At 36.3% G+C, this 22,769-nt stretch carries 12 protein-coding genes; 8 read left to right on the top strand and 4 right to left on the bottom strand.

The features are described 5' to 3' along the window. The first annotated feature begins 8 nt into the window (after positions 1-8). The 5 genes from OD90_RS12575 to OD90_RS12555 are packed head-to-tail and all read left to right on the top strand — an operon-like array spanning position 9 to position 11,695. Positions 9-1,319 carry a SprB repeat-containing protein gene (locus OD90_RS12575; protein WP_144669504.1) on the top strand — a complete coding sequence of 437 codons (1,311 nt, stop codon included), beginning with the start codon at positions 9-11 and terminating at the stop codon, positions 1,317-1,319. Further along, positions 1,316-2,539 carry a hypothetical protein gene (locus OD90_RS12570; RefSeq protein WP_144669503.1) on the top strand — a complete coding sequence of 408 codons (1,224 nt, stop codon included), beginning with the start codon at positions 1,316-1,318 and terminating at the stop codon, positions 2,537-2,539. The genes OD90_RS12575 and OD90_RS12570 overlap by 4 nt, the downstream gene beginning before the upstream one ends. Beyond that, entirely contained in the window at positions 2,536-3,828 is a 1,293-nt protein-coding gene (locus OD90_RS12565) for a hypothetical protein (RefSeq protein ID WP_144669502.1), read from the top strand. Before OD90_RS12570 ends, OD90_RS12565 begins: the two co-directional genes overlap by 4 nt. Then, positions 3,829-5,094, top strand: coding sequence for a hypothetical protein (locus OD90_RS12560; protein ID WP_186434765.1), 1,266 nt, complete (start codon positions 3,829-3,831; stop codon positions 5,092-5,094). It begins immediately after the preceding gene. A 4-nt stretch (positions 5,095-5,098) separates the two neighbouring features. Then, complete coding sequence (locus OD90_RS12555; RefSeq protein WP_186434764.1) at positions 5,099-11,695, top strand: T9SS type A sorting domain-containing protein; 6,597 nt, start codon at positions 5,099-5,101, stop codon at positions 11,693-11,695. A 191-nt stretch (positions 11,696-11,886) separates the two neighbouring features. On the opposite strand, the gene OD90_RS12550 is transcribed toward OD90_RS12555, so the two are convergent. Next, positions 11,887-12,669 carry an Fpg/Nei family DNA glycosylase gene (locus OD90_RS12550; RefSeq protein ID WP_144669499.1) on the bottom strand — a complete coding sequence of 261 codons (783 nt, stop codon included), beginning with the start codon at positions 12,667-12,669 and terminating at the stop codon, positions 11,887-11,889. 244 nt (positions 12,670-12,913) lie between these two features. Between OD90_RS12550 and OD90_RS12545 the strand changes: the two genes are divergently transcribed. The 3 genes from OD90_RS12545 (at position 12,914) to OD90_RS12535 (ending at position 16,020) form a co-directional block, all read left to right on the top strand. Next, positions 12,914-13,768 carry an EcsC family protein gene (locus OD90_RS12545; RefSeq protein ID WP_144669498.1) on the top strand — a complete coding sequence of 285 codons (855 nt, stop codon included), beginning with the start codon at positions 12,914-12,916 and terminating at the stop codon, positions 13,766-13,768. 116 nt (positions 13,769-13,884) lie between these two features. Beyond that, entirely contained in the window at positions 13,885-14,757 is an 873-nt protein-coding gene (locus OD90_RS12540) for an aldose 1-epimerase family protein (protein ID WP_144669497.1), read from the top strand. Further along, positions 14,758-16,020, top strand: coding sequence for a cation:proton antiporter (locus OD90_RS12535; RefSeq protein ID WP_144669496.1), 1,263 nt, complete (start codon positions 14,758-14,760; stop codon positions 16,018-16,020). Positions 16,021-16,239: 219 nt separating this feature from the next. Here the strand turns inward: OD90_RS12535 and OD90_RS12530 are convergent, their stop codons facing one another. From OD90_RS12530 to OD90_RS12520, 3 genes are all read right to left on the bottom strand, one after another. Further along, positions 16,240-17,076 carry a glycoside hydrolase family 16 protein gene (locus OD90_RS12530; protein WP_261374518.1) on the bottom strand — a complete coding sequence of 279 codons (837 nt, stop codon included), beginning with the start codon at positions 17,074-17,076 and terminating at the stop codon, positions 16,240-16,242. A 61-nt stretch (positions 17,077-17,137) separates the two neighbouring features. Beyond that, positions 17,138-19,423 (bottom strand): carbohydrate binding domain-containing protein, encoded by a 2,286-nt coding sequence (locus OD90_RS12525; RefSeq protein WP_144669494.1) that lies wholly within the window; start codon positions 19,421-19,423, stop codon positions 17,138-17,140. 6 nt (positions 19,424-19,429) lie between these two features. Beyond that, complete coding sequence (locus OD90_RS12520; RefSeq protein ID WP_144669493.1) at positions 19,430-22,537, bottom strand: glycosidase; 3,108 nt, start codon at positions 22,535-22,537, stop codon at positions 19,430-19,432. Positions 22,538-22,769: the final 232 nt, after the last annotated feature.

The raw sequence follows: 22,769 nt of genomic DNA, 5'->3' as shown, positions 1-22,769 counted from the left end.
TGCGTCATATGAACTTGAAAAAGAACTATGCTTTAATGGCAGCGCTGTTATTTAGCACCGTATCCGTAGGTCAAAATCTATATAAAGTTGAATACGATCTTACACTTACAAGCCCATTTTCTGGCACTGAATTTACTTATGTAGACTATCAAATACGCTTTATTTCTACATCTACCAGCGGTAGTTTTCTTTATTATCGTGATGGCGTCGAAACGAGTGCCTCCAATACTAAAACAGTTGATTTAATAGCCAATCTGTCCTTTAATCCTAATAGAGTAGAGTTTTCTGCACAAGCTGCTGCTGTAGGATCCGTTCCTTGTGAGTTCCGATATACTCAACAAAGGGACTACAATAGTAATATTGACGCCCTCATTTTTCTTCCTACAAACAATAGTTGCTCTAGACCTACATATAATGGGGTAATTCCTGTGATGTTTAAGATTAAGGATTTGCAAGAGCTTAATACCTCTAATGGCAACAACATTTTAACGAGTTGTGAACCACGAACCATTAGACTAAATCACTCAAATGTTGGATTGAGCTACAGAGTTGACTATCAATTAGGCCCGAACACCTCATCTTGGTCTTCGTTTTTACCATATGCTCGGAGAAGTTCTAATTTTGATATCCAGGGTAGCGATTTCCCTGGAATAAACTCAAATACCCCTCTACGATTAAGAGTTTCGTATGACCAAAGCAATAGCAATCAAAGCCAGAAAATATTACCATTAAATTATATATTATGCTCTCCAAAAATTATAGGTACACCCTCAGTCACAAATACGTCCTGCAATTATAGTAATGACGGAGAGTTTACCGTTACATTTGACCGACCACTAGATTTAGATAATGGAGAGCAACTTACCAATATAGGTGTTTACTCAGCGGGCCCTGATGGTGTTATAAATACGAGTGATGATATATTTACGAGTGCTTCACCACCTACAGCTCCCTACACTGGATCAACCTACACCTATCCCAACCCTTTACCTGCTGGGGAATACATACTAAGTTATCAAGCGACTAATGCAAGCTCTGATGAATTATCTGACCCATTTACCATAACTAGCCCTCCTAGTCTAGCATATACCATCACCGCAACAGATATCTCTTGTTTTGAAGAAAATAATGGTACCATCACCATTACAATCGATCCTTATTATGCTGGTAATACAGGATCTAACCCAAGATATTATTATACGATAAATGGAGGTACACCAGTGACTTTTGATACTCTTTCGACTACGATAAGTTCATTAGGGGAAGGAGTAAGAGAAATTAAAGTTTTTGATTATAAAAACTGTACAGAAAGATTATGAGAGCGATTCCTTTTATATTATTCATACTCATAGTTTTTGTATCATCTGATATTACAGGTCAGTCTTATAGAAAACTTTATGTGACCCAAGATTATCAAGACAGTGGTTATTGTGGTCAAACAACCACAAATTATAGTCCAGATAGGCTTTCTATTGACATTATCCAAAATGGTAATTCACCAAACGGCTATCGTGTTATCAAGAGTGGATCAGCCACCGTAGATGGGTATGTTTGTGATTATGATGACTCATATACTCGATCTTTATCACCAACAAATTCTTTATGTAATATTTTTGAAGAGTATTTGAGTGGTTGTTGTGAAGATATAGATGTGAGTTTTAAAATTGTTCCTAATTACTCCATAATAACCCCAAATCCTGGAACAAATAATACTGTACCTCAAATTACACTCGAAATGACTCCTGGATATGATCCTTTGGTTTATAAATGGGAATTCTTTCACCCCACTACAAATAATTGGACCCCTTTTCCTGCTGCATTTTTAGGGCAAAGTTCGATAACCTTTGATGCTGAAGATTTATTTGGCGCGAATGCTTCCAACTTTTATGGTGTGAGTATTCAATATAGAATAGCCCTTTGTAATGGATGGGTACCATCAGGATTTCCATATATCTATAGTTTTATTAAAGAAAGTCCTCAGGTCACCAACGTTTCTATATCAAATACAAGCTGTACTTATACAGAAGATGGAGGTTTTACAGTCACTTTTAATAGACCTTTAGATTCAAGCACTGGAGAGCTCCTCACTAGCTTATCATTGAGATCCGCTGGAAATGACAACATCTTGGATACAGCAGATGACATCTCACCTTTTCAAAATATTACTAGTACTACCTATTCATCTAATCAGTTTACTTGGCCTCAACAAATTCCAGAAGGCACGTATCGCTTAAGCTATCAGAGTGACGGAGCAAACTCTTTAGTAATTTATGATCCTATCATCATAACAAGTGGTCCGCCTTTAGAATATGGTATTACGGCAAATGACATTACGTGTTTTAATACAGATGATGGTGAGATAATCATCACAATAAACCCCAATAATAATGGCCGTATAGGTACTGCTCCCTATAAATATATAATGAATGGTGGTAATGAAATTCCATTTTCAGGAACAAGTACTACGATTATCAATTTAGGAACAGGACTAAAAACGATCAAAGTCTTTGACTCTAATAACTGTACTCAACGACTGTGAAAACGATAATATTTAATAGAACCATAAAGAATAGAATTATTCTGTTAGTCACCTTTCTAACGGGAATAACTGCCATAGGGCAAAATTATGAACTTGACGTTACTGGTAGTTTACAATTTTCAAATGGTCTTATTAGACGAAGTGATGCTACAGTTCTTCGTAATGGAATCGAATTAAAAAAATACGTTGCTTTCGGAGCAGGTGCTACTCTGGAAATAACAACTATAAACGAGACCTTAAATTTTAACGGACTCGCATCGCTACAACTTAAAGAAAGATCTAATGTAGCTGTTACTCCTCCTCAATGTTTATCTCTTAATCAAACCGCAGTTTTAAATTCAACACAGGCTATAGAACAGGTAGTAACTATAAAAGGTTGTGATGCCAATTTTTTGAGAGTAAAACTTATTCCTAGAATAGGAAATATTTCATTAGGAAATGGATTAACTTCTGAAATTTGTATCGGCAATCAACTTATTATAAATGCTCCTCCTGGATTTCCCAATGCTGCGTACAGTTGGCAATTTTCAACGAACAATGGTGCGTCTTGGGTAGATTTTCCTTCTTCGTTTAATAAGACTGAATCCATTGCTGCAACCTTAGAGGAGATAATTGGTCCGACTCATTTAGATCATTTAGGAGAGAATATTGTTTTTAGAGTAGGTCAAAATGATAAAAGAATGTTTTCAAATAACACGATATCGATTTTATATTCTCCTTGTGCTCCTCTAGTAGATGTTCTTAATTATATCCCACCAAATTGTAATGGTGAATCAGTTAATATTATCGTCACATTTGATAGAATACTAGAAAACGATGAAACTTTCTCACAGATTACTATAGTAGATCTTATGAATGGTATTCAGTTTGGTCAAGAGATTGATGTGACTACAGATACCAACGGAGGAAACATATTTACTTTTTCAAATATTAATGAGCTCGAGAACAATCGCACTTATTTTATAAGGTATCAAATGAAACAGAATGGTATTCTCGTTCCTGGCTTTATAACTTCTACTCAGACATTCACATATACAGACTCACCTCCGTTAGAATTTGAAGTACTATTAGAATCTGAAATCTCATGCTTCGGGGAGTCAGATGGTCAAATTAGAATAAATATAAACCCTAATAATAATGGTAGCACAGGATCTGGAGGGTATAAATATGCTATAAATGGATCAACCCCTATTTCCTTTTCTGGAATAACTACGGTTGTTTCAAATTTATCAAGTACAGCCTTCAGCATTAAAGTATTTGATGCTAATAATTGCACAGAGAAACAATAAATGAACTTGAATCAATTACATATCATTCTTCTATTATTGTGTTCTGGGTCACTAGTCGCCCAGAACAAATTTTACGTACTCTCCAAGAGAGCTACTCACAACGAAGCCTACGCTACAAATGATCAAAGTTTTGATGATTTTGAAGCAGGGTGGTTATTTACAGAAAACGAGGGAGAAAGTACGCGTAGTCAAAGTTCTATACAACTTGCTATTGACTATAGAATGGGTTATAATGATGACCCTGGCTATGGATGTAATGGCCCTTGCGGACAGTTTTCTTATTATTGCGATCCTAGTTCACCCTTTCCTTCAGATACAGCAGATCTCGACTATAATCAAAATATTACTCTAAATAGTTTCAAAAGAATTACGTACGACGGTCCAGCAGATTTGGGACCTTACGATGTAGGGGATACTTGCTTGCCCGTAAATTATGTAGCAGTTTACATACCACAAAGCATGACCCCTACAGGCGCTGTATGTGATTCTGAACCTTTATTTAATTTTTATAGCGGCAACTCGATTAACATACCTTATCTAACGTGGCAATACGAGAGAGATAATGGTCAATGGCAAAACTTACCAAACAACAGAAACCGCTACCCATTAGATCGGTCCATAACAGAAATTTTTGGTGCCAATTATGAGAATTCATTTACTGGTAATTTGAAAGTAAGATATAGAATCCAAGCACAATTTTCTTCTACTATATACACTTCAGATATTTATACGATTACCGTTGCGCCTAAAACACCAGGCATTCAAACCCTTACTGAAATAGATACGAGTTGCGTGTATACAAGTGATGGTAGTTTTTTAATACTCTTTGATTCGAGTATAAATGGAGATCAATTGCAATTTAATCTTAGAGAAGGATCTCCCTCTGGTCCTCTATTTACTGATGTAGAAACTATAAATGGCACGACATATTCGTGGCCTGCCCCACTTACTCCCAATAACTACTATCTCACGTATCAAAAACTTCCCAATGGCTGTGCTAGAACGTTCGGACCTATAACAATCGGAAATCCTCCTGCATTTGCTTACGAAATCACCGCAAATGAAATCAATTGTTTTAATGATAATGATGGAACGATCACAATAACCATCGACCCTAACAATCTAGGAGATTCACCTTATTATTATATCATAAATGGTAGTTCTCCTATCGGGTTTTCAAGTGCTACAACTACCATACAAAACCTAACTCCCAATAGTTACAATATTCAAGTGTATGATCAAAATGATTGCACACAAAGACAATAGCCTTATGAAAAAGCAACTTCTACTCTTAAGCTTAATTTTATTTGTTTTTGTTTTCGCGAAAGCGCAAACAGATATACAAATAAGTTATGATACCACAGCAGGATCAACTCTTGGTGATAAAATTGTAACTGTAAACTTCCAAGAACCTGACGATATCTTAATTTCTGAAATAACGACTAGTGATGTCACCGTAAATGGAGATGATGATGGTTTTCTAATTGTAGGTATCCAGGGTGGCACCCCTATTGGTAGTATGACCTTATCTCCCTACACAGTGACATTACTAAAGAATGGTACTGCCTATTCAGGTGCTACAACGAATGGCACAGTCAACGGATCTATATATGAAGTGACTTTTGGTAGCCTTGATGCCGGAGTTGGAACGAATAGCTATAGCGTTAGTGTTACGGATGCAAATGGATGTATGAAGAGTTTAAGTAGCTTGGAAATTGATGAGCCGCAACCTTTTGTTTTAAATACTAGTATTACCACCATATCGCAACCAACCTGTAATGGAGATGTAGGGCAAATTACTGTGCGCGCTCAAGGAGGATTGCCAGACTATCAATACCAACTTTTAAAAGAAACTCCAGCAGGATCAGGTACTTATATAAATGATGGTCCTAGTGCTGATAGAGATACTGCCACGAATTATATAGCGACTGGTTTAGCCCCAGCAAATTATAGAATAGAGGTAAAAGATTCTAATGGTTCTGGAAACGGATCCATTCTGTCAGATATCTTTTCAATCAACGCTGTAAGTCCTGTAATCTTTTCTCTTGGCACTCCTACAGATGTCTCGTGTTTAAATGGAAGCGATGGCTCCATATTTGTTACTGTAACTGGAGGTAGCAGCTCGTATAACTTTTCTTGGACAAAAAGTGAGGATAGTAATTTCTCTAGTAGCAGCCAGAATCTTGAAAATGTTACTGCTGGAACCTATACATTAAATGTAAAAGATACTAATAATTGCGCCGGTACAGTACCTATGGGCGAATTATCTATTGCTTCTATTACAGAACCCACGAGTACGATTACAACATCATCTACTCCTACTCCTATAATTATTGACCCTACTAGTCCAGGAGCGATGGATGGTTCTATAGATATAATGTTTACGGGTGGCACACCTAAAACTACAGGAGCACCTTATGATTATCAATGGCGTAAAAATGGTAGTACTGCAATTCTCTTTACAACTAGAGTGATTTCTGCTCTTGACGCAGGTATTTATGAAGTGACAGTCATCGATGAAAATGGTTGTGAAGAGGTATTCGAGGAAACCCTAGAAGATCCATTACCACTAGTAGTTGCCATTCAAGAAAACGCAGCTATTAGTTGTAACGGAGGAACTGGAATTCTTGAAGCAATAGGCAATGGTGGTATTGCTTCTAATGCTGATCCCTATACATATCAATGGTTTAATGTAACTACTGGTAGCCCTGTAAATATCGGAATTACAACTGCAATCGCTAATAATCTCACGGCAGGAAATTATAGCGTTATTATTACTGATAATAATGGTATTACCGTGCAAGATGATTTTAATCTAATGGAGCCTACTGCATTATCATTTACTGCCACCAACAGTACTGACGTAAGTTGTAACGGAGGAAACAATGGAAGTGGTAACGTTAATGTAACAGGAGGAAGTAATACATATACGTATGCTTGGTCTAAAGCGGGTGATGCATCATTTTCTGCTTCTACTGCTGCTATAACTGATCTTACTGCCGGTACTTATACTGTAAGAGTAGACGATGCTTCAGGAGGCGTTAACTGCTTTATCACAACAACAATCACTATAAATGAACCTTCTAGCCCAGTAGTAATAAATCTTGATAATCAGATTGATATAGCAATAAATGGAGAAAGTACAGGAAGCCTTGAAGTGAGCGTATCTGGTGGTACTCCTGGCTATTCATATACTTGGACTAAGACGGGAGATGCGGCTTTTACAGAAACTACAGAAGATATATTTAATCTATCTGCTGGGACCTATACACTTCTTGTAACAGATTCAAATTTCAATACGGGATCTGGAAATAATGGTTGTACTTTTTCTCAATTATTTACGCTCACAGAACCTGATCAGTTAACTGTTGATATATTGAAGAATACAGGAATCCCTTGTAATGGAGATGCTTTGGGCATTCTAGATGCTATGGTTACTGGTGGAGTTATGAATTACACGTATCAATGGCAAGAATTTATTTCAGGTGCGTATGTTGATATCCCAACTGCTTCTGCTTCCACATCACAATTAATAAATGTAAGTGATGGAAACTATCGCGTAGAAGTAGTTGATAGTAATGGCGCGATGGTATCTAATGATTTTGATCTCACAGAGCCACCACCTATCTCGCTTTCAAACATTCAATCTGAAAATGTTGCTTGTTTTAATACTGCTACAGGGAGTATCCTACTAGATGTCTCTGGAGGAACAGGTGCATATACCTATGATTGGAAGGATGAATCAAATATGACCGTAAGCTCAACAGAAGACCTTTTAAATACAACAGAAGGTATATATACGCTTACAGTTTCTGATGCAAATGGTTGTAGCATTACATCAAATCCGATCACCATAAATCAACCTAGTTCAGCACTATCAATTACAACAAATGCCATTTCCAATTTAAGTGGTTTTGAGACTGGAGACGGTTCCATCACAATTACAACTAACGGAGGTACTCCTGGCTATTCATACAACTGGACAAAAGATGGTGATATCAATTTTAACGCTACAACAGAGGACTTGAGTGCACTGGATGAAGGGACTTACAACGTCACTATTACAGATGCTAAAAATTGTATCATCCAAGAGAGTTTTATTGTGGCAGAGCCACCACTTCTAGAGATCACTACGATTAACCAAACAAATCTTAATTTATGTTTTGGCGATAGTACAACAGATATTGAAGCGACCGCTGTGGGTGGTGTACCTTCATATTCCTACACATGGTATTTGAATACGAATCCCTCGATTATACTTTCAACAACAAATATATTATCGGATCGTGCGGTAGGTATATACACGCTAATCGTTCAAGATATAAATGGTAATATCGCTCAAGACACTAATATTGTAGTTGCTCAACCAGAAGACTTTACAGTTTCTGAGATACATACAGATGTTCTTTGTAATGGAGGGGCAACCGGAACAATAGATATCACCGTTAATGGAGGAACACCATTTACTACGGGAGCTGCCTATAGCTATATCTGGAGTAATGGTGAAACTACTGAAGATATTTCAAATTTAAGTATAGGTAGCTACACGGTAACCATAACAGATGCTAATAACTGTCAGACAAACTTATCTATAAACATCTCTGAACCTCCAACATTAGAGATTGATAACAGCACTGTTACTAATACCTCTGGTAATGGACTAAGTAATGGTAGTGTTTCTGTAGTAATAAATGGAGGTACTCCTGGGTATACTTATGAGTGGACTGATGTTAACGGGGCTATCCTTTCTAATACAAATATTATTTCAAATGTTCCAGCTGGAACCTATACGCTGGAAGTTACAGATATAAACGGCTGTACCGTTACACCAACAGATTTTGAAGTAGCAGAACCAGAGGCGCTATCATTAAATATTAATGAATTAAGTATTACCTGTAATGGTGATTTTGGTAGCTTAGAGGCTGCCGTAGATGGAGGTGTACCTCCTTATACCTACTCTTGGATAGACTCGACGAATACGGAGATTAGTAACTCCTCAAATTCTGGAAATATAATAGCAGGCTTTTATACTATTTTTATTGAAGATCGAAATGGAAATACAACCTCTATTATTGGTTACGAATTTACAGAGCCAAGTGTTTTAGAAATCAGCGGCATTTTGACAAATGTCACCTGCTACAACGCAAGAGATGGAATTATTAATCTCAATGTTACGGGTGGTTCTGGAGCTTATGATATTTCTTGGAATCATGATATTAACAACACAGGCTTGATGGCTTCTGGTTTATCAGGAGGCACATATACTGTAACTATCGTAGACCAACTTGATACCTCTTGCATTCTTACAGAAAGCTTTACCATACAAGAACCACAACCCTACGGTATAAATAATATCATCGTAACAACTCCCTCTTCCTCAAATAACGACGGTTCTATAAGTCTCAATGTGTTTGGCGGGACTGCTCCATTTACATATAACTGGAGGGATGAAAATGGTACAATTATATCTAGTTCTGTTGGAGCTGCTGCAACTAGTATTTCTAACCTTCCAGAAGGTGATTATACCTTGACCATTACAGACAGTAGCCCTTTCTCTTGTACAATTACAAATACGTTTACATTGGGGCTTCCTGGAGAGTTACTTGTTGATATTGAACAAACAAATTCTGTCTCTTGTTTTGGAGGTAATGATGGAGAAATAACTGTAACTACAAATACTGGGGTTAATACCTTTACTTGGTATGATGCTTCTTTTAATCCACCTGTACCACTCTCAAATTTATTTACATCTATAGTTCAAGTACCAGCTGGCACTTATTACGTGGAAGTCTATGACGCAATTCAATCTATTACAGAAATTAGTGCTCCTATAGTTATTACAGAACCCGATGCAGTAATAGCTAGTGCCAGTACTACAGAGGTAAAATGTTTTGATCAATCAAATGGAACTATTACAGTAACAGCAGAGGGAGGAAATGGCACCTACGAATATGTTTATCGTTTAGTAGGGTCGAGTTATCCTACTGGCTGGATTACTTTTGATAATGGTACCTCTACAACAATTTCTAATCTTCCAGAAGGTGATTATGAAATAAGAGTAAGAGATACTCTCGATTGTACCTATAATAACAACGGAAGTCTAGTAAATGTTCCTGTATCAGTAGCACAGCCTGACAAACTAACTATCGCAAGTACAAACGTTATTAATAGCTCAGGTAATGGATTAAGTAATGGTAGTGTTTCTGTGATGATATCTGGAGGAACTCTTAATTATGAGTATTTATGGGTTGACAATCTCGGTACTATCATCTCAACATCAGATTCTATAACAAATGTAAGTGCAGGAACCTACACACTCATAGTTACGGATGCAAATGGCTGTACTATCACCCCAACAGAATTTGAAGTAACAGAACCAGATCCGCTAACAGTAAGTGCTGAAATTACAAACATTATTTTATGTAATGGTGATTCGTCTGGAATTCTATCTGCAACTGCAATAGGAGGCGTACCTTTCTCAAACGCTCCTAATGATTACAATTTTGAATGGTTTGATACGTCGACTACAGAAGTTATTGGTACAAATGCTGTACTTGCTGCCATAAATGCTGGAACTTATTATGTAGTGATCACTGACGCTAATGCTAATATTACCTCTAGTGAGATCATAGAAATTACCGAACCAGATGCGTTAATCGTAACATTAACTGCAGAATATAGTTTATGTGGAGATGGTAACGACTGGACCATCACATCACTAGTTACTGGTGGAATTTCAAATTACAATTACATTTGGAATACAGGAGCTACAACACCAGATCTCTCAAATACGCTACCAGGTGAATATGTACTCACGGTGTCTGATCAATTTGGATGTGTCACTAGTAAAATGATAACACTAATTCCACCGCCAGATTTAGTGGCAAGTAATACTATTACAAATACTACCTGTTATGGTGGGAATGATGGTAGTATTCAATTAATAGCTAACGGTGGAACGCCACCCTATACATATGTCTGGGACAATGGAGACTCAACTGACTATATTAGTGACTTAGAAGCTGGGAATTATCAGGTTTCTATTATTGACAGTAAAGGATGTGAATATATTGAAACTTATGAGGTTACAGAACCTACAGAAACAATCATTGATCTTGGATCAGATATTACTCTTTGCTTAGATCAAACTTTAGAACTAGACGCAACTATTATTGATGGAGTTACTTATGAATGGTTCTCAGATAATGGATTCACAAGTTCAAGCGCACAAGTTGTTCTTTTCGAAGAAGGGTCATATACGGTCACAGCCACTAATACAAGTGGTTGTATTGTAACTGATGAAATTTTTGTGGCCACTGCTCAACAACCAATCAATGCTGAATTTTTAGTCTCTTCACAAGTATTTACTAATCAACCATTTATCATGGTTCAAGTAAGTGAACCTTTCCCGAATACTGTTGAGTGGATTCTTCCTGATGAAGCATCTATTTTGGAAATGGATACAGATTATGTAGAACTAAGCTTCGATACAGCGGGTGAGTATGAGATTGTTTTAATGATAACTAATGGAAATTGTACTGATATTCAAATTAAGCAAATTGTGGTTATAGATGGAGAAGATTTTAATGTAGAATTAAACTCATCTAATGATCCTTTAATATCTTCGTTAATCGTATATCCGAATCCTTCTTCTGGAATCTTTAGTGTAGATATAGAATTGAGGGAAGCAATGCCTTTAAGTATTAAAATTTTTGGAATTAACAGCAATAATGTTATTGATTCAAGATTATTAGAAGATCAAGTCTTCTATTCAGAAAGTTTCAATTTAAGTGTTCCCGCAGGAGTTTATTTCATTCTAGTTGAAACTCCAAATTCTACTATGCTCAAGAAAATAATTATTGAATAAATAATTATCAATGGTTTTAGATAATTAAAAGGATATTTCTTAGAATGGTTATATCCTTTTTATTTAAATGTAGTATAATTTACTCGCATTGAAAAAGCTATAATTAATTTGGTACATAAAATTAAATAAGATGATTTTAAAATAATTAGAATATTTATAATTAGGAGAGGATTCAATCTCTACTATACCAACTATATTTTCTGCCACTCTGGACTATAATAAGTCGTCCTCCCTCCTATTTTAATTTTTTCAAGTGTTACTCCTGTATGATAACACCCCTCTCGTCCTTTACGATTGTGTATTAAAAAGTAATCTGGAAAATCTTGGTATCTCGCTTCATGACTAATAGCTACTTCTAATACATGTTGCAACTTTGCATAGACTGTTTTGAGTTCTTCCTCTGTTAATTCATTTGCTTTTTTGAGTGGGTGTATTTGAGACTGATACAACACATCATCTGCTATCCAGTTTCCCACGCCTGTAGTTACACTTTGATTCATAAGAACATTTTTAATGGCTGTCTTACGATGAGCTACTACTTCTTTAAACTGCCCATAGTTAAGATCTCTGGCATCTACATTAAGCTTATGTGCTGTGCGATACTCCTCAACTGAACGAGTCATATCCCACCAGCCAAACTTACGCTTGTTTTCAAACGCAAAGTGATATCCATTATCAAATACAATCTCGATATGCCCAAAGCGTGGACGCTCTACAGACTCATGATAATAGCTAGGCCTACCTGTCATACCAAAATGCATCACTAACACTTCACCAGTATTTACATGTATAAAGAGATATTTACCTATACGTTCTGTACCTACCCAGCTATTTCCAATAAGCATCTTTTTAAGATCACTTAGTGGCATTTTAATAAGCCTTGTATCTCTAACATCTATTGACAGTATTTTTTGCTGCAAACAGGTACTATTAATATATTGTTGATATCCGTAAACTTCTGGTAACTCTGGCATTTAAAGCGATTTAATGTACAAGGTTTTAAACTAGTATTGAGTAATAAATTAGTAATAGGAAAATTACTTATTCCTTATTAAAATATGTACCGTTATCCTACTAAAAAATGTCAACACATGAAATTATAAACATATAATTAGGAAATTTAGAATGTAGTATCTATTTAGTTCCCGCTTTCGCGAAAGCAAAAAAAGACAATTCATTTATAATCCCGTAACTTTACTTAAAATGGCATGATTATCTATGAATAAGCTATCAAACCAAAAACATCATATAACGCAACAAATTCCAGAGGAAGACATTGCGATTCTTAGCAAAGCAAAAAAAAATCTCACTGCGGTTCCTTTTGCTATGAAGGCACTCAACACTGTAGGCACTCCTATAGAAAAAGGCATCGCATTAGTTCCAGAGAAATACCAAAGTAAAATTACAGAGACCGTAAAGAAAGCGTTACAGTTAAGTGTAAAAGCAAATTTAAAAACGCTTAAAAGCAAAAAAATACAACCTACAGCCTCTAACAGAATGTACAAAGTAGTAACCACTGGAACGGGACTTGTGGGTGGTTTCTTTGGTATTGCTGGCTTAACAACAGACATCTTACTAAGCACAAAATTCTTAATGAGGTCTATTATGGACATTGCACGAAGTCAGGGAGAAGATATTACAGATCCCGAGGTGCAACTTAATTGCCTGCAAGTGTTTGCACTAGGTGGTGGCTCTTTAGATGACGACGCTTTAGATAGCAGTTATTACGGTACTCGCATTGCCCTAGATCAAGCTCTTTCCCAAGTGGCATCTACCATAGCAAAAGAAGGCACTAAAAAGTTTTTACAATCTATCGCTGCAAATACTCCTGGAGCTATGGGTGGTTTTATGGGTAAAGTTATTTCTAGATACAGCACACAAGTGCTTGATAAGTTCGCTACACAGGCCATACCTTTTGTAGGTGCTGCTACTGGTGCAGGACTTAATTTACTTTTTATTACACACTTTCAAAAAGTAGCCACTGCTCATTTTACCGTAAGAAGATTAGAAAGATTATATGGTAAAGAGGCTGTGATGGAGATGTATCACGCTATTGATGTCCCTATAAAATAATATTCACGTTATAGTGCGCTAAACGTAGAATAGTTAAAACTAAGTAACTAGAACTACTCATGCTATCTTTATTACGGTATTTTAAAAATTAACAGTAAAGCTATATTAGCGAAAATATGTATTCTATCGAAAATGATTTTCTTACCTGTGATATAAGCCCAGATGGAGCAGAAATACGCTCCTTAAAAAGTAAGCAAACAGGGAAAGAGTCTATCTGGCAAGTTGATCCAACCGTCTGGCGTAGCAGTTCACCTATACTCTTTCCAGCCATAGGGACAATTAAAGGAGATAAGATTCTATATAAAGGAGTAAGCTACGATATGCCTAAACATGGTATTGTTAGGGATAATAAAAACTTAACTTTCCATAAAAAAACAGGTGAATCTTGTTCTTTTATGCTCTCAAATTCTCAGCGTACACTTAAGCAATATCCTTTTGCATTTTTCTTTAAAGTTACCTATACACTGGAAAAACATTGTTTACAAATGACCTATGAAATTCATAATTTAGATTCTGTTGATCTGTATTTTACTTGTGGAGGGCACACTGCATACGCTTGCCCGATAACTTCTACGAAAAAATTATCTGATTATGTTATTGAAATACCCACTAAAAAGCCTCTAAAATCACATATGCTTGATCCTTCAGGGTTACTTACATCAAAATTTAGAGACATTGAGTATAAGAACGGATTCCTATCGCTCTCTGCAACACTCTTTAACGAGGATGCACTTATTTTTTCTGACATAGATTATAATTGGGTGCGCTTACGCGAAAAATCTAGAAAAAAAGGAATTGTCGTTCATTTTGAAGGGTATCCTAATTTGGCACTTTGGTCAAAACCAAAAGCAGATTATATATGCATAGAACCTTGGTTAGGTCTTCCTGATCATATAAATGAATCTTTAGATATCACACAGAAAGAATCCTATAAGGCGCTTGCCCCTAATGAAAGTTATAAAATCACTATAGAAACTAAGATAGAGTAAATGATTTTTTTAGTAAAAATACCCACCTATATTACTGCTTTAGCCTTTTTAGGATTTGCTATATCACTAATGGCATTTATACCCGTATATTCTAAAAAAATAAAAATTACATATATAATTCCACTACTCCTATTGGGTATGGCACTCTTTAGTGTAGGTGCTCCTCTACCTTGGCCAGATCCTTTATGGGAATTAAAATTTGGAAAGATTGTAAGTGAAGTAATTGTTATTATTAGTTTAATGACTGCTGGATTAAAAATAGGGACTAGTTACCAATGGAGGGATTGGAAAAAACCACTTTCCCTTATTGCGATTACAATGCCTTTATTTATGGTCGCAGTATTTTTGATTGCACATTATCTTTTAGATTTAAATGGTCCTGTATCATTATTACTAGCTGCAATTCTAGCCCCAACAGATCCTGTACTTGCAAGCGAACTCCAATTAGAAAAAAATCAAGACTATAAGCAAAAAAATACAGGCTTAAGATTCACACTTACAGCAGAAGCTGGAATAAATGATGGTTTTGCATTTCCTTTTGTATTTCTTGCTATACTATGGAGTAATGAGGCTAGCTTTTCAGAAATAGATTGGCCTCATTTTATCGGCTATTACTTTTTCTTCAAGATCATAGGAGGAATACTTATAGGTGCTGTGATAGGTTTCATTTATAGCTGGTTTATTCAATACCATGGTAAAGAACATCAACAATATATTCTCAACGGATTTATAGCTGTATCACTTACCTTTCTCTCTTACGGATTAGCAGAGGTTTTAGGTACTTATGGTTTTTTAAGCGTGTTTACGGCAGGTGTTTTCATTCAATATTATTGTCATAAGGACGTTCAAAACAATGAAAATACGAGTATGCTACAATTTGCAGAAGAAACTGAAAAGCTTTTAGTTTCTCTCTGGACCATTTTTTTTGGTGGCGCATTACTCTCAGGAATATTGTCGTATACAGACGGCTGGGGAGTTTTAGCTAGTCTTCTATTTGTATTGGTCTTAAGACCTCTTTTTGGTTACCTAGCCATGTGTACTACAGAATTTTCTATCGCAAAAAAATGGGCCATTAGTTTTTTTGGGATTAGAGGTATCGGCAGTTTTTTTTATCTAAGTTATGCACTACTCAACGGAAATTTTTCTGAGTATGAAGAACTTTTTGGAATTACTAGCTATGTAATCCTTTTTAGCATTTTAGTACACGGACTAAGCAGTTTGCGTGTGCTAGATTATTTTCAGAAGAAGGAAGATAAGCCTTAAATCTCTTTCATTTTTTCCAGTTTAAATTTTTTTTTAGCAACTCTCTTGGCTAAAGAGCACTCTCAACATTCTGTACTATTTTCAAAAGAATAGCACAGCTTAGGACCAGTCTTATGAATTCCTACACTACTATAATGTATTTTGAAAGATAGGATTGTCTATTTTTTTAAATAAAAAGAAAAGTTTTCAAAATTGGTAGTCTCAAAAAAGACAATATTATTAGTTACCTAAATCATAGATTCTTACGTAATCTACTACCATAGTTTGTGGAAGCGGCGTTTGATCTACAGGAAAACCGACAAAGGAGCCTCCTACCGCTACATTAAGAAGCATGAAAAACGAATGGTCATCAAAAACCCATTCCCCATCTTCTGGAATATCATCTCTTGAAAATCTCAAATATCGTATGTCATCAATAAAAAAATCTATAAAACCTGGATTCCACTCTGTTGCATAGGTATGGAAACCTGCATCAAATCGATCATTTACAAGATCGTAATTTCCAGTAATTGCTCCACCACCAGAATAGCCAGGCCCATGAAGTGCAGCGTTAGTTCGATATGGTTCTTGCCCCCGTATTTCTGAAATATCGATTTCTCCTACAAAAGGCCATTGTAAAGTCGCGGGGTCATTATCTGGAGTCGTCTCTATAACACTACCTAGCATCCAAAATGCAGGCCATACACCACGTCCTCCGGGCATTTTTATACGAGCCTCAAACCGACCGTACTTTTGCTCTACTTTATCTTTTGTATTGATTCTAGCAGATGTAAATTGTGATCCTAAATATGATTCTCTTCGTGCTGTAATAACCATGTGACCGTTACCGTCTAAAGAAATATTCTCTGGACGATCTGTATAGTATTGTAATTCTTGGTTACCCCATCCATTAGAGCCAGTACCTATATCAAAATTCCAATTATCAGTATTTATCGACTCGCCAGCTGCCCCATCAAAGTTATCTTCAAAAAGGAGTTGTAAATTTAATTGTGTTCCTGCAGAAGTTCCCTCATCGTCAACACAGCTTAGTAATCCTGATGAAATTATTGTTGTCAAAAACAATAGTTTCAATGTATTTAGTAATTTCATCTCAATTTCTTTTTAAAATAGTATTTACCTAATTCTGAATAAGCGATACATTATCAATAACCACTACCCCAGTATCTGCTCCCATATCAAACAGTACACGACTATTAGAATTGCCAAAACCAGTTGCCGTTAAAGTGAGCGTAAATGTTTGTGTTGTATTTGTTAAACTTACAGTTTCTGTTACTGCTGTAAATGGAGCTTCAAATAGTCCTATACCAACCACCATGGTTCTATTCCCGTCAGATGATGCTTCAAATGTAAGAGTATATGTTTCATTCTCGACTATAGTTAAACGCTGACTGAGATTTACATCAAAGGCATTTCCTGCTGTAGCTACGTTTGCAAAATTATAGCTATTACCACCATCTGTCTGCACATTAAAAGCATTTCCTTCCCAGACCGTGGCTCCTTGTTCAAAATCTCCATTACCTAAAAGTTCTCCGCTAGAACCTCCTCCTCCAGTATCACCAAAAGTAAGTATAACGTTGTCTATTGCAACTACTCCAGTATCTGCTCCCATATCAAAAAGCACCCTTCCATTTGAAGACCCTACGCCTGTGGCAGTTAGAGTAAGTGTGTATGTTTGAGATGTGGGTGTTAAGTTTATAGTTTCAGTTACAGATGTAAAAGGATTTTCATTAAGACCTATTCCTGCGATTATAGAGCGATTTGTATCAGAAGATGCATCAAAAGTTAACGTATAAATCTCTCCCTCTATTAATGTTACAGACTGACTTAAATTTACATCAAAAGCATTACCCGCGGTGACAACGTTTGCAAAATTATAACTATTACCGCCCTCCATTTGAACATTAAAAGCATTACCAAACCAGTCTACCATACCTTGTTCAAAATCACCATTTGATAATAAATTATCTCCATTATTGTTTTCTCCTGTGTTTATTGGATCTGAGCCTATGACAAAAAAGTCGTCTGCGTAGTAGGTAGATCCATCACCCGCTAAGTCTGTCACAAATTCAAAAAAGATCACAATACGATCATAAGAAACGTTGGGGTCTAGCTGTCCTGAAAAGTTAAATAATAATTCTTCCCACTCATTTATAGCTGTCGTATTTACATCCACAAAAACTTGAGAATCTCCACCTATTGCTTGATTTTCTATGGCAATCCTTACTGGGATATCACCTTTGGGCGATAGTGTCTTTATGCTTAAAATTTCAGAAGTTGCAAAGTCAATAGGTGCCTCTAAGTTGAGTAATGTTCCTGCAAAGAACTGTGATCCTTGTGTTTTTTCTGATCTTAAGACAGTGTTTGTTGTATTAATTCCCGTTATATTTGGGTTTGTGACTATTGCAGAAGATGCTCCTTCAAATCCTTCTATTGCATAATTTACAGTACTGGATTCAAAACCTATTGGCATCGTAAACCCTAAAGCCTGAGAATCGTCTACATTAGGCGATGGTGGTAAGGGCTCCATCCCTACAGTAATAGAGCCTACTGCAGGAACATCGACTAGCATAGCCGTAACAATGGAAAAACCTTCAGATCCCTCCACAAAAATAACACCTATTTCATCTACCGTGGCTACGGCCGTATTAGAAGAAGTAAAATCAAAATAACCTGGCGCAGCTTCTACGCGTTGCAATAATCCATCTGGGAGGTTATAGTTTGCAAAACTTCCATTTACTGGAATTGTACTTCCAAGGTTTGCTGGAAATACACGATCTTGCCCCTCTACAATACCAGCTTCTTCCAATATAAGAGTATTTAGGTTTTCAAACTTAACCTCATCTATATATAATTGATACGCTTCACCATTATCTGCCGCTTCTGCAATCCATAGCATCCCTCTTTCTTGGGTAAGCTTTGCTGCATTAGGAATTGGAATGTAATATTTTTGCCAAGCTGTCCCTACTTGAAGATTAGACACCTGGGTTCTATAGGTTTCACCTTGAAAAGTGAGGCCAAAACCAATTTGATTAATAGTCTCACCTCTAGATGCTCTAGCATAAAAAGTTAATACGTTATAGCCCGTTAAATCTCTTCCACTTGATGTAGAAAAAACACCACCGGCAAATCCACCTTGAGGATCACTCGTATTAGGAATATCAAAACGCATCGATGCAGCTCCTTCAAATGTATTTTGGGTATCCACATCAAATGCTGTTACCTTTGATTCTCCAAAAGCATCGTATTGCAATCCAGCACTGAATCCATCAATAAAGATTTCTGCAGTTGTAGGAAAGGTTGCTAGTTCTAAATTTTCATCATCTGGCTGACAGCCCACAAATAATAAAAGGATGACCGCTTTCGCGAAAGCGTAAAAAGTCTTATTTAAAAAAGTATATTTCATAATCTTTTATTTTCCAATATTAAGGTGTAAATAGGTTCTAATTTCCCACTCAGAACCATTAGCAAAACCCAAGTCTATTGGATTTTGAAATTCATATCGAGGTGAAAAATTATTCAATGAACGCCATGTGTAGCGCACACCAAAACGGGTACTAGGAAGTATAAACCAATCTTGTTTTCCAAATGTTGTAGACAGGTCTAATTGTAATTGTAAAGGGAAGGTCAAGTTAAAATCTCTGTGGTAATCGTATGGACCCCAGTCATCAACCTTAATTTCAGATATCAATTTAAATTTTTCATAGATCACACGAGCATCTGCTCCGTATCTATATATTAAGCGATTATCGCTTCCTCTCGCCTGCGCATTTCCACCGTAAAAGTTACCTATCACTCCAAAACTAGGCGTGATTTTAGAGACCACTCTACCATGAAATTCCCATAAATCTTGAGCTGGTGGAGCCGCATCAAAGGCTACTGGCTCTCTGCTATCTCCAAAAAATCCAATTGCAGCATCTTGTGTAGTAGGCTGTGCTCTATATACAAATCCTAAGTTTGCTGCAAATGTTGCGTCTTCTGCTCGATCATTATCCCATTGATAAAACCAAGAACCTGGTGTAGGATCGTACGTAAGTAATAGCTCCCCCGCAGTAGTTTTACGGTTAGCTCTCACCACAAAAGGATCTACTAATATATTTCTAGCTCTTGCAGGTGCTGGAGAGCCAAGCGGAATGGGATCCACTATGGGCTCTTGCCACAAAAAGTTGGGTGCAATTTGTAAATTGCCTACGGTATAGGTAAATCCTGTTAAAAAATTATATTGATTTCCACTACCACTATCTTTTAATCTCCACCCAGTAAAGGTCTGTGTGTAGTCTGCGCCTCCAAAAGCTACGAGCCCTTGTGCGGCTGCTTGTGCATACCAATTAATTTTACCACCTGCGTAAGTAACCTTAGCTTTACCTCCCCAGTTATCTTTGGTATTAACCTTGTTAATGTATACATTGGTCACATTATCTTCTTCTTTAACCACTTGATAGTCTCTTCCATTTAATGGTTGCCCTCCCCAAATACCGCCTAGTTCAACTGTAAATTTATTAAATCCACGTTGAATATAAGCTGTAGCTCTACGGGTTCTTGGCTGAGGAATCGCTACAGAACTAATTCCCGCACCACGATCTGCTATATCTTCATGAAAAATACCAGCCATTTTATATTTTCCAATTTGGGTTTGATACTTCACTAACACCGCTGGATTTGCTCCCCACCATAACTCTGGTCCAAAGGCTACTTTAAAACCATCTAACTCCTTTTTGCCCTCAAATTCAAAGCCAAAAGGGGCTACTCCGTTATAAATGTCAATATTAGGGCCATAGTTTGCCTCAGGATATAGCCCAAAGAAATCTCCCTCATAACCCCAATGATAATGTCCTGTACGATAAAATGCTTTTGAATCTACATACTTTGATTGCCAATTTACTTCTGCTTGATAAATCTGTACTCTATTATTATCAACTAGCGTGACCTCTCCAGAATCTGATGTTACAGATACTGGCCTCCCTCTATTCTCATAAAATATTTCATTTATAGGATTGCTGGCTACGTTTCCAATAATGTTTGTGACTACATTTGCTCTTAATCCTGGAGAAGGATTTGCTTCTACACCAATATAATAAGATTCCATATTATCAAAACCTAACTCATCAGGAAAAATTGAAGCATTAGGGTCTGCATTTTCTGGTGTAGTTATACGTTTTCCTCCAGTATTAAATGTTGTAAACTCTGCTCTTAAAGAGCTTATGCCTATTTTTGAGCCTCCAGTAGAGGCTTTTAAAGCAGCTTGATCCCCACGAGCCTTTAACAATGCTTCCATAATTTGAATATTGTTAAAATGATTCTGCAAGTCGGAAGCTGTAGATTCAAAAGGGCTAAAGTTATGTGCTTCTTTTAGTGCGTAATAAGCAGCCCTTGGATAAAGAGTGTAGAGTCCCTTTTCATTAGTTGGACCTTTTGCGCATATTCCGAACCACTCCTCATTCATATTGTTTTGTCCTTCAACAAAATCATTTTGATACCCTCCATTAGGCCAGGTTGCATCTGTATCGTGAATATCAAGATTAGTTGTCTGTCCAATTTTCCACCAACCATCGCTAAACTGAAATGTAAATCCGCCAATTGAATTTCCTGTTTTTCCAAGCCCAGCAACATTTGCGTAGATCTCTTCCCAATTCTTAACTAAATAATGCGCTTGTGATTCTTCATCTTCTTGGTTTTCCTTAGTGTTGAAAGCATCTGCTCCAAATTCTGTAAACATCAAAGGCTTCCCGTACATCGTTTTTACTTTTTCAAAAGCATCTCCAAAAGAAGCTCCTCTATACATATTAGTCCCGTAAATATCGATGTCAGGGCACTCCTTTGCTATTATATCTAAAAACAAAACATCTCCATTACAAATAGCAATTGGGTGTTTATTATCACTAATCTTCATTGCGATAGCAGCCTCGTTAAAAAGCGTATACATCTCTCGAGCTCTTTTTGTAGATTTTCTATCTTCTACAGGAATATCTTCTGTTTCTGCTCCATCCCAAAAAAGACCATAATTATTTTCATTTCCCAAAAGAAACATTAATAATCCAGGAGTTCCTTTAAATTGATTTGCTAACGCTGTAGTTTCTCTTAACAACAATTCTCTGACTTTGGGGTCACCATAATCAGTATTAGGTTTCCAAGAACCATCTATAGTTAGCCCATACCTTCCAAAAGAATGGTTGAGCATTGTATAAATCCCATATTTCTCATAGATATATTTTACCCATTTTGGTTGAACACCAGTATATAAACGTACAGTGTTTACGCCCATATTTTTGAGAAGCGCCATTTCTGAATCTAATGCAGTAGCAATAATTTCATCAGGCTGGTTCCAGAATTGGTATGCTGTAGTTGCTATTGTAGTTCCTATTGGAACATAATCCCAATTCATTCCATTAATAATAAAATCTTCTCCCCCAACAATAAGTTTTGATCCCTCTGTTGTAGTCTCAATTGTTACGTTTTTACTTTGAGCAAAAGCGTATAGTGGAAGAATAAAGAGTAAAATTAATGCATAGTAATTTTTCATATAGCCATTATTTTTTTCCAAATTACTCAAATCATTTATAATTATAAAATATAAATAAACATCATAAACTGAATGATTGTAAAGTTTTTTAAATTAAGTATCTATTCAATAATATGAATTACCGCAACAAATGCTAAGTTTATTATATCCTCAAAATATAAGTCTGCAAAGTCATTATTTTTAAATTTAACAAAACATTTCGCGTAATAATGCAGTTATTCTGTTAATTTTA

Origin of the sequence: Dokdonia sp. Hel_I_53, from assembly GCF_007827465.1 — a bacterium.
GTDB lineage: Bacteria > Bacteroidota > Bacteroidia > Flavobacteriales > Flavobacteriaceae > Dokdonia.
Note: the sequence above shows the minus strand (reverse complement) of the source record. Positions and strands in the feature narration are given on the sequence as shown.